This window comes from Streptomyces malaysiensis subsp. malaysiensis (assembly GCF_040653035.1).
Taxonomy (GTDB): domain Bacteria; phylum Actinomycetota; class Actinomycetes; order Streptomycetales; family Streptomycetaceae; genus Streptomyces; species Streptomyces malaysiensis.
On record NZ_JBEZNG010000012.1, the window covers coordinates 251,655 to 266,040 of the forward strand.

Genomic DNA, 14,386 nt, shown 5'->3' on the forward strand with positions numbered 1-14,386 from the left:
ACGGCCGGGTCGCGCTCGCGGCGGATCCAGGTTCGCGTGGTGCCCGCACCACGTCAAGATTAATTCCTAATTTATTTGAACTGAGTCCGGTGTACGGAGCCGTCGACCCCGCGGTACACGGCGTCGACCACACCGTCCGGGCCCGCGACCGCCCCGAGCGCACCGTCGAACGCGGCGCTGGGGAACTCCGGCCGCTTGGTCCACCCCTGCCAGCCGTCGTTCTCGTACCGCCGCTGCCAGAGCGTGTAGTCACCGGCCCGCGCGTACAGCACCACCGCGTCCCCGGCGGCGACCAGCGTCGGGCTGCCGCTCACCGTTCCGCCGAGCGAGCTCCACCGCGACCACTGCCCGGAGGCGTCGCGCGACCGCGTCCACACCTCGTCCGCCGAGGTGCGCACGGCCACATGGGTCCGTCCTCGCGCGTCGACGACGGCCGACGGCCTGCCGTACGTCGGCCGGTCGCCCGGCGCGCCCAGCGACGACCAGCCGGACGACGGCTCCCGCTGGACGATCCGCCCATCGGCGCCGCGCGCGGTCAGCGTCCAGTGCGCCCCGTCGGTGAACGCCACCGAGGGGGCGTCGGTCAGCTTCCCGCCGAGGTCCTGCCAGGCGCCCCAGCGCCCATGCGCGAACACCCGCCGGTACGCCCGGGAGTCGGCGCCGCGCACGAAGACGTCGATCCGCCCGTCCGCCGAGGCATGGGCGGTGGGCTGGCCGAGGATCCTCCCGTTCGCCGGGCCGCCCAGGTTCTCCGTCCGCGGCCTGCCGCCGCCGTCCTCCGTGTGCCGGCCGAGGGTGCCGCCCGGTCCGCGGAAGAAGGTGGTCAGCGTCTCGCCGTCGCGTACGACCGCCGGGCTCGCCGAGGTCTTCTCGCCCAGGGCGGCACCGGGGAGGGCGTCCTCGCCGGTGAGCGTGAGGAACGCGGTGCCGTGCGCCGGCACCTCGACGGTGTACGACCCGGTGTGCCTCCCGCGGTCGGCACGTGCCCGCAGGTCACGGACCTTGACCGGGCCGCCGAGGGCCACATCGGAGAAGTTCACGGTGCGCTCGGCGGGCCGGTCCGAGCGGTTGAGCAGGACGACGGCGCGCCGGCCGTGGCCCGAGAGGACCTTGCTGTAGACATCGCCGGCGGAGTCGGTGGCCACCCGCACGCCCTGGACGCCCAGCGGGTCCTGGTCGACGGCGATGATCTCCGGGTTGCGCAGCGTCCGGAGCATCGAGTCGGACAGGGTACGGGGGTCGGAGCCGATGACGAGCGGGGAGCCCATCTCGGCCCACATCACCAACTGCGTGGTGGACTCCTCCTCCGTCAGCTCCAGCGAGCCGTCGGCCATGCGGCGCATGGGGATGAGGTAGTCGGGGTCGTTGTAGTGACCGGGCCCCTGCGCCTCGGGGTGCCAGGCGTTGGCGTCCATGTTGCGCAGCACGTTCGGCCACTGGCCGGGGCTCGGGGTGCCCCAGGCGATATCGGTGCCGGTGCGCCAGGAGTCCGCGATCGTCGGGGCGTAGCCGTAGGAGTTGTGCGCGTCCTGCTCGGGTGTGTGCGGCAGGCCCCAGTCGTCGGTGAGCGGGTTGCACAGGTTCAGCAGCATCCGGCGTCCGGACTTCGCGACCGCGTCGCCGAACTCCTTGAAGGCCGGGCCCGGATCGAGCTTCTCGCCGATGCCGCACAGGAAGTCGACCTTGATCGCGTCGATCTTCCAGTCGGCGAACTGCCGGGCGTCCTCGGTGTAGTGGCCACGGCTGCCCAGGCCACAGCTCTTGCCGCCGTCGTAGGTGCCGGCGTCGGTGTAGATACCGGCCCGCAGACCGCGCTGGTGCAGATAGGAGACGAGGGCCGGGATACCGGAGGGGAACCGGTCCGGGTGGGCCGCCAACTGTCCCCGGTCGTTCCGCGGGTTGTCGGCCTGCCAGCCGCCGTCCAGCCACACGATGTCGTATCCGCTGTCCCGCAGACCGCTGCTGACCAGCCTGTCGGCGACCGAGCGCACCTCCTTCTCGGTGGGCGCTCCCAGTCCGTAGTAGGTGTTCCAGCCCATGTAGGGCGTCGGGGCGAGCCCGCTGTCGTAGTAGTCGGGCGCCCCCTGGTCCACGGCGGGGGCGGCCGTTGCCGTGGGGGCCGCGGCCGTGGCCAGGACCACGGCGATCGCGGTCGCGACGGCGCCGCGGGCCGGTGTGCGGTGGCGGGGTCTCCGTACGGGCGGGGGTGAAGTCACGTGCCTCTCCCGAGGGTTGGGAAGCAGGAAGGAGACATGACGCGGCCGCCCGGTGACAGGCGTCGGCGGCGTCACGGCGATGACTGTGGCCCGTGGCCGAAACCCTGTCAAGAATTATTCCTAATTTATTTAAACAGGCTCCTGGTTGTGTCGAGGATCTTGACGTGGGAGGTGTGCCGCCGCGCCCCCTCCCGGCCCGTGCTCGCGCAGGTCGGCCAGGAGGTGCGGCGGCGGTCGGCGGTCAGATGTCGCGGAAGGTCTCGATCTGGGCGCCGATCGAGTTCAGCCGCTCGGCCAGGTCCTCATAGCCGCGGTTGATGACATACACGTTGCGCAGCACCGATGTGCCCGGCGCGGCCATCATCGCCAGCAGGACGACCACCGCGGGGCGCAGGGCCGGAGGGCACATCATCTCGGCGGAGCGCCAGCGGGTCGGGCCCTCGACCAGGACGCGGTGCGGGTCGAGGAGTTTGACGTGGGCGCCGAGCCGGTTGAGCTCGGTGAGGTAGATCGCGCGGTTGTCGTAGACCCAGTCGTGGATCAGTGTCGAGCCCTGGGCGACGGCCGCGATCGCCGCGAAGAAGGGCACGTTGTCGATGTTGACGCCGGGGAACGGCATCGGGTGGATCTTGTCGATGGGGGCCTGGAGCTTGGACGGCCGCACGGTGAGGTCGACCAGCCGGGTGCGGCCGTTGTCCGCCGCGTACTCCCGGCCGCGCTCGTGGTCCAGCCCCATCTCCTCCAGGACCGCCAGCTCGATCTCCAGGAACTCCACCGGCACCCGGCGGATCGTCAGCTCCGACTCGGTGATGACGGCGGCGGCCAGCAGGCTCATCGCCTCGACCGGGTCCTCGGAGGGGGAGTAGTCGACATCGCGGTCGATCTGGCTGACGCCGTGGACGGTCAGCGTCGTGGTGCCCACGCCCTCGACCTTGACGCCCAGCTCCTCCAGGAAGAAGCAGAGGTCCTGGACCATGTAGTTGGACGAGGCGTTGCGGATCACCGTGACACCGTCGTGCCGGGCGGCCGCCAGCAGCGCGTTCTCGGTGACGGTGTCGCCGCGTTCGGTCAGCACGATGGCGCGGGTGGGGGCGACCGAGCGGTCCACGCGGGAGTGGTACATCCCGTCGGTGGCGGTCACCTCGAGACCGAAGTGGCGCAAGGCGGTCATATGCGGCTGCACGGTGCGGGTGCCGAGGTCGCAGCCGCCCGCGTAGGGAATCCTGAAGCGGTCCATCCGGTGCAGCAGCGGACCGAGGAACATGATGACGCTGCGCGTGCGGCGCGCGGCCTCGGTGTCCATGGCGCCGAGGTCCAGCTCGGCGGGCGGCACGATCTCCAGGTCGGCGCCGTCGTTGATCCAGCGGGCGCGTACGCCGATGCTGCCCAGGACTTCGAGGATGCGGTAGACCTCCTCGATCCTGGCGACCCTCCGCAGTGTCGTACGGCCCGCGTTGAGGAGTGTGGCGCACAGCAGCGCCACACACGCGTTCTTGCTCGTCTTGACGTCGATGGCCCCGGACAGCCGCCGGCCGCCGACCACCCGGAGATGCATCGGGCCCGCGTAGCCGAGGGACACGATCTCACTGTCCAGCGCCTCGCCGATCCTGGCGATCATCTCAAGGCTGATGTTCTGGTTCCCCCGCTCAATGCGGTTGACCGCACTCTGACTTGTGCCGAGTGCCTCCGCGAGCTGCGACTGGGTCCAGCCCCGGTGTTGCCGGGCGTCACGGATGAGCTTGCCGATACGTGCGAGGTAGTCGTCAGTCATACCCAAGAGGCTATCTCACATATGAGATGCGCACGCGACGGGGGAGGTGGAGGGAGTGCTGGCCTTCCACTCGGGAATTGTTCTAGTAGCATGCGAACAAGTGGTGAATAGAGGGGGTCGATATGCGTCCTGCCCGGCGGCGCGTGCTCGTTGTCGCTCTGCCTTTTGTGCTGGCTTGGGCCGTAGTTCTGGCGGCTTTCGCCGGGCTGCGCGACCGGCTGCCGGATCCGCTCGCCACGCATTTCGGCCCGGGCGGGGAGGCCGACGGATTCACCGGTACGGGTGCGTTCCTCTCGGTGGCGACCGCCGTTCTGCTCGGCTCCGGCCTCCTGACCCTCATGCCCATGCTGCGCCTGAACAAGGAGCTCCGCGCCCAGCGGTTCGCGGTCACCCTCGGCTACGGGCTGTCCGGGCTGCTGGGCTACGCCTTCGCCTCCCTGCTCTTCGCCAACGCCGACGCCACCCGCGCCTCCCGGGTCTCCCAGCCCCTGTGGCAGCTGGGCGTCGCCTTCGCCGTCGCGGCCGTGATGGGCGCCCTGGGCTGGCTGATCGCCGGCCGGGACCCGGCGTCCGCGACCGGGCCCGGGGACCGGGCCGCCGCCCCCCGCCTCCCGTTGGCCAGGGGTGAAGTGGCCACCTGGACACGCTCCGTGGGCTCGCCCGTGCTGCTCGCCGTGGGAGCGGGGACCACGCTGCTGGGCGCCGTGCTGACCGCCGTGGGCCCGGGGTCGGCGACATGGCTGATCGTCATCGGGGTGATCTCCACGGCGCTGGCCCGCTGCCGGGTGACCGTCGACCGCCGGGGCCTCGCCGTGGTCCCGTGGTTCGCCCCGCGGCCCCGGATGCGGATACCGCTGGACCGGATCGAGCGGGCCACCAGCCGCGAGGCCGGCGCGCTGAGCCTCGGCGGCTGGGGCTACCGGATCCGCGGCGGGGGCAGCGCGCTGGTGTTCCGCTCCGGCGACGCGCTGTTCCTGACGCTCACCACGGGCCGGGAGTTCGCGGTGACGGTGGACGACGCCGCCACCGCCGCCGCGCTGCTCAACACCCTGATCGAGCGGGACCGCTCCGCGCCGGGGGAGCGCGGCTGAGATGCTCTTCCGTGTCGACCCCGGCTCCGCGGTCCCGCTGGCCGACCAGATCGCCGCCTCCGTCCGCCGCGCGATCGCCGACGGCACCGTACGCCCCGGCGACCGACTGCCCGCCGCCCGTGCGCTCGGCGAGTCCCTCGGGGTCAACGTCCACACGGTCCTGCGCGGCTACCAGCGGCTCCGCGAGGAGGGCCTGATCGAACTGCGCCGGGGCCGCGGCGCGGTCGTCACCGGCGACCAGCCCACCGCCCGCGCCCGGCTCCTGGAGGGCGTCCAGGGCCTGGTGGAACAGGCCCGCGCCCTGGGCCTCTCGGACGAAGAGGTCCTGACCCTGGTCAGAACCCGCCTCACCGGCGGCTGAGGCCGGTCAGAACGCGGAGGTGTCCAACTCCAGATCGAACGGCTCCGGGAGCGGGAGCGGGGTGCCGAAGGGGTGGGGGCCGTCCACCTTGGTGTAGCCGAGGTTGCCGGGCACCGCGGGGATCGTCGGTCGGGTACGCAGGTGATGGCGCGCTCATCGGTCCTCCAGCGGGTATCGGGGAGCGAGATCTATCGCAGCCGATACGTGGCGTGGCGGGGATCCGGCTCGCGGATCACCCATACCGGTGACGATCCCCCGTCACCACCGCCGCCAGAGTCCGCGCCGGGCCGTCGACGGCGGGGCCGTGGAGGAGTTCGGTGCGGTGGACCAGGCGGGGGGCGATCAAGGGGGTCGCGACGATGCCGGGGACGCCCTTGGTGGCCGGGTGGGGGAGGAGGGCCAGGCCGTGACCGGCGGCGGTGAGGGCGAGGAGGCCGCGTACATCGGTGCCCTCGTACGTCAGCGAGGCCCGGAAGCCGTCGCTCCGGCCGACCGCCCGTAGCTGTGCGAGCGGCATGGCGGCGTCCGGGGCGTCCAGCCACGGGGCGTCGGCGAGGTCGGCCAGCCTCAGGCCGAGCCGGCGGGCCAGGGGGTGGCCGGTGGGCAGGGCGACCACCAGCGGGGCCTCCGCGACCGTGACCGCGGTGAGCGGACCCACCTCGGGCAGCGGCAGGGCGTCGGCGGGGGTGGCCGAGCCGTCGATCAGGCCCAGGTCCAGCGCCCCGGACGCCACCGCCGCCGGGATCTCCCGGCGGCCGAGGATCCGCACCGTGGCCCGGGTGGCCGGATGGGCCTGGCGCACCCGGTCCAGGGCCGCGGCGATCCTCGGGGTCATGGCCAGCGGCGAGGCCCCCGCGACCAGCCGGGCGGCGCCGGCCCCCGACAGCCGCTCCACGTCGGCCCGCGCCGCGTCCAGCCGCAGCAGCAGCGGACCGGCGTGCTCCAGCAGCCGGGCGCCCGCGCTGGTGAGCATGACCGGCCGCCGGGTCAGCAGTGAGGTGCGCAGATCCGCTTCGAGGGACGCGATGTGCTCGGAGACCGCGGACGGGGTGAAGCCCAGTTCATGGGCGGCGTCGGAGAAGGATCCGCAGCGGGCCACGGAGACGAACGTGCGGAGCAGATGCGGGTCCATGGCAGCAGTATCGCGGTGGCGGGAGTGGCTCAGTTCACAACTCGGAGGTGGCCTGGGCCGGTTCGGGCCCGGCCGTCGTCCGTTCCGGGGCCGTCGGTCGCGTCCGCGCACATGCTCATGGTCCAGATTCTCACGTCGGAACGTCGCCGTCCGGGGTCCTTCCGGCAGGTGATCACCCTAATCGGTGAACGTCGGCGAACGCACATGAGCACCGTCGAACCGGCCCCGGGGCGCGCCATGCCTCCGGCCGGGGACACGCCGTGCCCCCGGCCCGGGACGCGCCCGCCCCCGGGCAGGGCATGACCGTGCGGGGGCGATGTACTAGAGTTATCTCGACATCGAGATATCTGCTGGAAGGCGCATCGCCGCCCCGCGCCGGTAAGGCTTACCTAACTTAGCCATACCTTAGCGGATCGGCGCCGGCATGTGACGGCAGCATTGCGGTGGTACGCGCGAAATCATGCATGAAGGAGACTGTCGTGTCGGCGAACAGCTTCGACGCCCGCAGCACCTTGCAGGTGGGCGACGAATCGTACGAGATCTTCAGGCTGGACAAGGTCGAGGGGTCCGCACGGCTCCCTTACAGCCTGAAGGTGCTGCTGGAGAACCTGCTCCGCACCGAGGACGGCGCCAACATCACGGCCGACCACATCCGCGCGCTGGGCAACTGGGACTCGCAGGCCCAGCCCAGCCAGGAGATCCAGTTCACGCCGGCCCGTGTGATCATGCAGGACTTCACCGGTGTGCCGTGCGTGGTGGACCTCGCCACGATGCGTGAGGCCGTCAAGGAGCTCGGCGGCGACCCCGCCAAGATCAACCCGCTGGCCCCGGCCGAGCTGGTCATCGACCACTCGGTGATCGCCGACGTCTTCGGCGCGCCCGACGCGTTCAAGAAGAACGTGGAGCTGGAGTACGGCCGCAACCGGGAGCGCTACCAGTTCCTGCGCTGGGGGCAGACCGCCTTCGACGAGTTCAAGGTCGTCCCGCCCGGCACCGGCATCGTCCACCAGGTCAACATCGAGCACCTGGCCCGCACCGTCATGGTCCGGGGCGGCCAGGCGTACCCGGACACCCTGGTCGGCACCGACTCCCACACCACCATGGTCAACGGCCTCGGTGTGCTCGGCTGGGGCGTCGGCGGTATCGAGGCCGAGGCCGCGATGCTGGGCCAGCCGGTCTCCATGCTGATCCCGCGCGTCGTCGGCTTCAAGCTCACCGGCTCGCTGCCGACCGGCACCACCGCGACCGACCTCGTCCTGACGATCACCGAGATGCTGCGCAAGCACGGCGTCGTCGGCAAGTTCGTCGAGTTCTACGGCGAGGGCGTGGCCTCGATCCCGCTGGCCAACCGCGCCACCATCGGCAACATGTCGCCGGAGTTCGGCTCCACCGCCGCGATCTTCCCCATCGACGGCGAGACCATCAGCTACCTCAAGCTCACCGGCCGCAGCGAGCAGCAGCTCGCGCTCGTCGAGGCGTACGCCAAGGAGCAGGGCCTCTGGCTGGACCCGGCCGCCGAGCCGGACTTCTCCGAGGAGCTGGAGCTGGACCTGGCCACGGTCGTCCCGTCGATCGCCGGCCCCAAGCGCCCGCAGGACCGCATCATCCTGGCCGAGGCCGCCGAGAGGTTCGCCCAGGACGTGCGCAACTACGTCCCGGTGGCCGACCTGGACGAGGCCGGTGTCGAGTCCTTCCCGGCCTCCGACGCCCCGGCCGTCACCAACGGCGTGCCCACCAAGCCGACCCCGGTGATCGCCCCCGACGGCTCGCAGTACGAGATCGACCACGGCGCCGTCACCGTCGCCGCGATCACCTCCTGCACCAACACCTCCAACCCGTATGTGATGGTCGCGGCCGCCCTGGTGGCCAAGAAGGCCGTCGAGAAGGGCCTCAGCCGCAAGCCGTGGGTCAAGACCACCCTGGCCCCCGGGTCCAAGGTCGTCATGGACTACTACGACCGCGCCGGGCTCACCCCGTACCTCGACAAGCTGGGCTTCAACCTGGTCGGTTACGGCTGCACCACCTGCATCGGCAACTCCGGCCCGCTGCCGGAGGAGGTCTCCAAGGCGGTCAACGAGGCCGACCTGGCCGTCACCTCGGTGCTCTCCGGCAACCGCAACTTCGAGGGCCGGATCAACCCCGACGTCAAGATGAACTACCTGGCGTCCCCGCCGCTGGTCGTCGCCTACGCCATCGCCGGCTCCATGAAGGTGGACATCACCAAGGACGCCCTCGGCATCGACCAGGACGGCAACCCGGTCCACCTGAAGGACATCTGGCCCTCCGAGAAGGAGGTCGAGGAGGTCGTGGCCTCCGCGATCGGCCAGGAGATGTTCCACACCAGCTACGCCGACGTCTTCGCCGGTGACGCCCAGTGGCAGTCGCTTCCGGTGCCGACCGGCAACACCTTCGAGTGGGACCCGGAGTCCACCTACGTCCGCAAGCCCCCCTACTTCGAGGGCCTGACGATGGACCCGGCCCCGGTCGAGGACATCGCCGGCGCCCGGGTGCTGGCCAAGCTGGGCGACTCGGTCACCACCGACCACATCTCCCCGGCCGGTGCGATCAAGGCCGACACCCCGGCCGGGAAGTACCTCACCGAGCACGGTGTCGAGCGGCGTGACTTCAACTCCTACGGCTCCCGCCGGGGCAACCACGAGGTCATGATCCGCGGCACCTTCGCCAACATCCGGCTGCGCAACCAGATCGCGCCCGGCACCGAGGGCGGCTTCACCCGCGACTTCACCCGGGCCGCCGAGGGTGACGGGGGAGCTCCGGTCTCCTTCATCTACGACGCGTCGCAGAACTACCAGGCCGCCGGTATCCCGCTGGTCATCCTGGCGGGCAAGGAGTACGGCTCCGGCTCCTCCCGCGACTGGGCCGCGAAGGGCACCGCGCTGCTCGGCGTCAAGGCCGTCATCGCCGAGTCGTACGAGCGCATCCACCGCTCGAACCTCATCGGCATGGGCGTCCTGCCGCTCCAGTTCCCCGAGGGCGCCTCGGCGCAGACGCTGGGTCTGACCGGTGAGGAGACCTTCGACATCACCGGCGTCGTCGCGCTCAACGACGGCGGTATCCCGGAGACCGTCAAGGTCAAGGCCGCCCGCGGCGGAGCCGCTGATGCGAAGAGCATCGAGTTCGACGCCAAGGTGCGCATCGACACCCCCGGCGAGGCGGACTACTACCGCAACGGCGGCATCATGCAGTACGTACTGCGCTCGCTGATCCGCAAGTAAGGGCGGCTCACGGCGGCGACGGGCCGCACCCTCGGCGGGGGTGCGGCCCGTCCGCGTACCAGGCGCCCCGCGGCCGCAGGAACGTCCCCGCGGTCAGAGGAACGTCCCCGAGGGGATGTACGGCGCCGGCGGCGGCATCCCCCGCAGACATACATAGCCGCCGGTCGACAGCTCGAGCCCGGCCTCGAGACCCACGTCCACCGCCCACTGCTGCTCGGCCGTCAGCCCCGGGACCCGGGCGTCGGTGCCCTCCGGAAGGCACAGCAGGGCGGCCGTCAGCAGCCGCTTCGCCAGCCGCCGTGAGGTCGCGGCCAGCATCTCGACCTTGCCGTCCGCGCCGACGTAGCAGTAGCCGCTGCCCGCCAGGTCGTCCACGACCAGCAGCCGCCGCTGGGTGAGCAGCAGTTCGTGGTCGGCGCCGTGTGCGCCGCCCCGGGTGCGGCGGTCCACCGAGTCCAACAGGTCCCGGTGGCGGGCCACGCCCTCGTGCACGGCGCCGTCGGGAGGGGACAGCCGCTCCTTGGTCTCCGGTCCGACGGTGCCGCGCAGCCGCATCGCCGGATGCAGCGCGAACCCCGCGCGCCGGTAGGTGCTCGCCGCGCGCGGATCCTCCGATCCGCAGATGATGCCGCGCAGACATCCCCGGCCGTACATCAGGGCCGCGGCCAGCAACTCCCGGCCCACGCCCTGCCGCTGGGCCCGCGGCAGCACCGCGAACATCGAGAGCCCCCAGGTGCCCTCGCGCCGCGTGGACAGCGTCACGCCGAGCGGCATTCCGGTCTCGTCCAGGGCGAGCCAGCAGCCGCCCGGGTCGGTGCGGGCGAGATGGCGGTTCCGCTCGTGGACCTCGGCCACGTACGCCGGCGGCCATCTCTCCTCGCCCGCGAGAGCGGCGGCGTCCCCGAAGGCGGCGGCCATCACCTCCCATGCCGCCTCGGCGTCCTTGTCGGTGTCACGTAGCTGGCGGAGGATCATGCGCCCATGATGGCGCGTCGGGTGAGGGGTTGTCGGTACGTGGTGGCGGCTTGCTCGACCGGCGAACGCGACAACGTTGTCAGGCTGGCTGTAACGATCAGTACGCCGCCAACCGGGTGCCCCTGTCAAGACCGTCCCCGCCCCCTTACGGCCGACGGCCCCCGTGCGGTACGGTCCCCACGGCTTGCTCGACCCGGTGATCGCGCCCCTTCCGACAAGGTGGGACCGCAATGCCCTCAAGACCCCTGGCCGCCCTGGCGGCCGCGGCCCTGACCGCGGGGCTCCTCGCCACCGCGGCGACCGCGCCCGCCTCGGCCGCCCCGCCGCCGACGCTGGTCAAGGACCCGGCGGCGTACGTCGATCCGCTGATCGGCAGCTCGGCCGGCGGTGACACCTTCCCCGGCGCCGTCGTCCCCTTCGGCATGCTGTCGTGGAGCCCGGAGAACACCCGCGGCGACGCCACCCGCACCGTCGCGCCCGGCGGCTACCACTACGACGCCACCCGCGTGCGCGGCTTCAGCCTCACCCATATGTCCGGCACCGGCTGTGCGGGCGGCGCGGGCGACATCCCCTTCTTCCCCCACGTGGGCGAGGTCACCAGCTCACCCGCCGCCGACACCAAGGACCAGGTCTACGCCTCCGACTTCAGCCACTCCGACGAGACCGCCGAACCCGGCCGCTACAAGGTCTCCCTCGCCTCCGGCGCCGGTGCGGAGCTGACCGCCACCGCCCGCACCGGCTCGGCCCGCTTCACCTACCCCGCGGACAAGACCGCCTCCCTGCTCATCCGCACCTCCTCCTCCGAGGTCGGCAGCAGCGACGCCGACCTCACCATCGACCCGGCCCACCGCACCGTCTCCGGCTCGGTCACCAGCGGCAACTTCTGCGGCTATCTCGACCCCGAGGGGCGCCGCAGCTACTACACCCTGCACTTCACCGCCACGTTCGACACCCCCTTCTCCGCCCAGGGCACCTGGCGGGACGGCACCCTGCGGCCCGGCACCACCAGCGCCGAGGGCGGCTCCGGCGGCTATGGCGGCGACGGCCGCCCGGTGGCCGGGAAGGGCTCCGGCGGCTATCTCCAATTCGCCCCGGGCACCCGCGACGTGGGCGTCAAGGTCGGCATCAGCTACGTGAGCGACAAGGGCGCCCGGGCCAACCTCGCCGCCGAGAACCCGCCGCGGCGCGGCTTCGACCAGGTGCGGAGTGCCGCGTACGACGCCTGGCGGCGCCAGCTGTCCGCCATCCGGGTCGGCGGCGGCTCGGACGCGGACCGCACCACCTTCTACTCAGCGCTCTACCACTCGCTGCTGCACCCCAACGTCATCAGCGACGCCGACGGCAGCTACCGCGGCAGCGACGGTGAGGTGCACCGGGTGAGCCGGGGCCACCGGGCGCAGTACGGCACCTTCTCCGGCTGGGACATCTACCGCTCCCAGCTCCAGCTGCTCACCCTGCTGGAGCCGGACAAGGGCTCCGACATCGCGCAGTCCCTGCTGAACCTCGCCCAGCAGAACGGCGGCGTCTGGGACCGCTGGCTCCAGGGCGCCTCGGGGACGCATGTGATGAACGGCGACCCCTCGCCCGCCGCCCTCGCCGGGATCCGGGCCTTCGGCGGTGACGACTTCGACCTCGACGCCGCGCTCGACTCGCTCGTCAAGGCGGCCACCGTGCCGACGGAGAAGGACCTCAGCCCGGCGGGCAAGCCCATCATGTCGGTGGGTCAGCGGCCCTCCCTCGACAAGTACCTGAAGCTGCACTACATGCCGTCCGTCTCCAACGCCTGGGGCGGCGCGGCCGAAACCCTGGAGATGTCCGGCGCGGACTTCGCCCTCTCCCAGCTGGCGCGGGCCGCGGGCCGTAAGGACACCGCCGAAACCTTCGCGCGCCGCGCCCAGTGGTGGCAGAACAACTTCAACGCCGCCGCCGACCCGGCCACCGGCGGCTATGCCGCCAACCGTAAGGCCGACGGCAGCTGGGTCACCGGCTTCACCCCGGGCACCGGCAACGGCTTCGTGGAGGGCACCAGCGCCCAGTACACCTGGATGGTCCCGCACAACCCCGCCGGACTCTTCGCCGCCATGGGCGGTAAGGACGCCGCGGTGAAGCGTCTGGACGACTTCTTCCACGACGCCGATGGCGGCTGGGCCCTCACCGGGGCGGGCGGCGAGAAGTCCGAGCTGGACAACGAGCCGTCGATCAACGTCCCCTATCTGTACGCGTACGCCGGGCAGCCGTACAAGACCCAGGAGACCGTGCGCGCCGCGATGCGCCAGCTGTGGACCACCAAGCCCGACGGCATCCCCGGCAATGACGACCTCGGCGAGATGTCCTCGTGGTACGTCTTCTCCGCCCTCGGCATGTACCCGCAGGTGCCCTCCCGCGCCGAACTCGTCCTGGCCTCGCCGCTCTTCCCGCGGATCGAGATCGAGCGCGGCGGCCGGGACATCTCCATCCGCGCCCCGCAGGCCGCGCCCGGCGCGCCCTACGTCCAGTCCCTGAAGGTCGACGGGCGGGCGAGCGACCGCCCCTGGCTGCCGGAGTCCTTCGTACGGCACGGCGGCACGCTGGACTACACCCTGTCCGACGCCCCCGACCGCGCCTGGGGCTCCGCCCCGTCCGCCGCGCCGCCCTCCTTCCGCGAGGGCGAGCAGCCCTACCAGATCGGGGTCGGGCCCACCACGGGCACGCTCGCCCCGGGCGAGAGCCTGACCGTGAAGGTGGCCGCCGTCCCGGTCAGCGAGGGCGACCGCCCCGAGGTGCGCTTCACCACCGACGCCCCGGACGGGCTCACCGCCTCACCCGCCTCCGGGACGGTCGGCCCGGACGGCACCGCCGAGATCTCCCTGCGCGCGGGGAAGGACACGCCCGAGGGCTTCTACGACGCGAAGGTGACGGTGACCAGCGAGGACACCGAGGTCGTCCAGCCGATCACCCTGACCGTCGCCGCCCCCGGCACCCTGCTCGCCGCCTACAACAACGTCGGCGCGACCGACGACGGCGGCGAGCACGACGAGGGCGACTACGACGGCGGTGGCTGGAGCTACTCCCGCCAGGCCCTCGCCGCCGCCGACCTCGGGCCGGGCGCCAAGGGGACCACCCAGGGCCTGGACTACACCTGGCCCGCCTCCCCGCCCGGCCGCCCCGACAACGCCTCCGCCACCGGCCAGACCATCACCCTGCCCGAGTCCACCGCGCTGTCCTTCATCGGCAGCGCGGTCAACGGCAACCAGAAGGCCACGGCCAAGGTCACCTACACGGACGGCAGCTCGGACGAGGCGGACCTGTCCTTCACCGACTGGACGGTGGGTGGCGGCGGCGGAACGGTCCAATACGGAAACGTGACCCTCGCCAAAACCCCGTACCGCAACATCAGCGGCGGCGACAAGGACGTGGTGGACGCGTACATCTTCGCCACGAAGGCGTTCCGGGCCCCCGAGGGCAAGACGGTCAAGACCGTCACCCTCCCCGACAACGCGGATCTCCACATCTTCGCTGTGGCCCGCGGCTGACCGGATCCGGCGGTGGCCCGCGGCCGATGGGTGACGGTGTTCCACCGTGGACACCACACCCCGCCGTCGGGGCCACCGCCCCCTGGCCGGTC

8 protein-coding genes and 1 pseudogene are annotated in these 14,386 nt (G+C 71.8%); 4 read left to right on the top strand and 5 right to left on the bottom strand.

Annotation, left to right across the window (positions count from 1 at the left end):
• Positions 1 to 71 precede the first annotated feature (71 nt).
• A complete protein-coding gene (locus tag AB0E24_RS24620) occupies positions 72 to 2,216 on the bottom strand; it encodes a DUF8189 domain-containing protein (RefSeq protein WP_359379929.1) in 2,145 nt (714 codons plus the stop codon).
• A gap of 241 nt (positions 2,217 to 2,457) precedes the next feature.
• Positions 2,458 to 3,987 (bottom strand): type II toxin-antitoxin system RelB family anti-toxin, encoded by a 1,530-nt coding sequence (gene relB, locus AB0E24_RS24625; protein ID WP_069867749.1) that lies wholly within the window; start codon positions 3,985 to 3,987, stop codon positions 2,458 to 2,460.
• 143 nt (positions 3,988 to 4,130) lie between these two features.
• Between relB and AB0E24_RS24630 the strand changes: the two genes are divergently transcribed.
• Both AB0E24_RS24630 and AB0E24_RS24635 read left to right on the top strand, forming a co-directional pair.
• Positions 4,131 to 5,078 (top strand): DUF1648 domain-containing protein, encoded by a 948-nt coding sequence (locus AB0E24_RS24630; protein ID WP_359379933.1) that lies wholly within the window; start codon positions 4,131 to 4,133, stop codon positions 5,076 to 5,078.
• A gap of 1 nt (position 5,079) precedes the next feature.
• Positions 5,080 to 5,439 (top strand): GntR family transcriptional regulator, encoded by a 360-nt coding sequence (locus AB0E24_RS24635; RefSeq protein ID WP_359379936.1) that lies wholly within the window; start codon positions 5,080 to 5,082, stop codon positions 5,437 to 5,439.
• Between the two features lie 6 nt (positions 5,440 to 5,445).
• Here the strand turns inward: AB0E24_RS24635 and AB0E24_RS24640 are convergent.
• Together AB0E24_RS24640 and AB0E24_RS24645 are read right to left on the bottom strand one after the other, a co-directional pair.
• Positions 5,446 to 5,565: pseudogene (locus AB0E24_RS24640) on the bottom strand (Uma2 family endonuclease); the annotation flags it as partial.
• 106 nt (positions 5,566 to 5,671) lie between these two features.
• A complete protein-coding gene (locus tag AB0E24_RS24645; protein WP_069867746.1) occupies positions 5,672 to 6,571 on the bottom strand; it encodes a LysR family transcriptional regulator in 900 nt (299 codons plus the stop codon).
• A 479-nt stretch (positions 6,572 to 7,050) separates the two neighbouring features.
• Between AB0E24_RS24645 and acnA the strand changes: the two genes are divergently transcribed.
• The gene (acnA, locus tag AB0E24_RS24650) at positions 7,051 to 9,807 is read left to right on the top strand and encodes an aconitate hydratase AcnA (protein ID WP_308403568.1); all 2,757 of its coding nucleotides are present in this window, start codon (positions 7,051 to 7,053) and stop codon (positions 9,805 to 9,807) included.
• Positions 9,808 to 9,900: 93 nt separating this feature from the next.
• On the opposite strand, the gene AB0E24_RS24655 is transcribed toward acnA, so the two are convergent.
• On the bottom strand, positions 9,901 to 10,782 hold the full coding sequence (locus AB0E24_RS24655) for a GNAT family N-acetyltransferase (RefSeq protein ID WP_359379941.1): 882 nt from the start codon (positions 10,780 to 10,782) through the stop codon (positions 9,901 to 9,903).
• A 230-nt stretch (positions 10,783 to 11,012) separates the two neighbouring features.
• Between AB0E24_RS24655 and AB0E24_RS24660 the strand changes: the two genes are divergently transcribed.
• Positions 11,013 to 14,294, top strand: a complete 3,282-nt coding sequence (locus AB0E24_RS24660; RefSeq protein ID WP_359379945.1) for a GH92 family glycosyl hydrolase — start codon at positions 11,013 to 11,015, stop codon at positions 14,292 to 14,294.
• Positions 14,295 to 14,386: the final 92 nt, after the last annotated feature.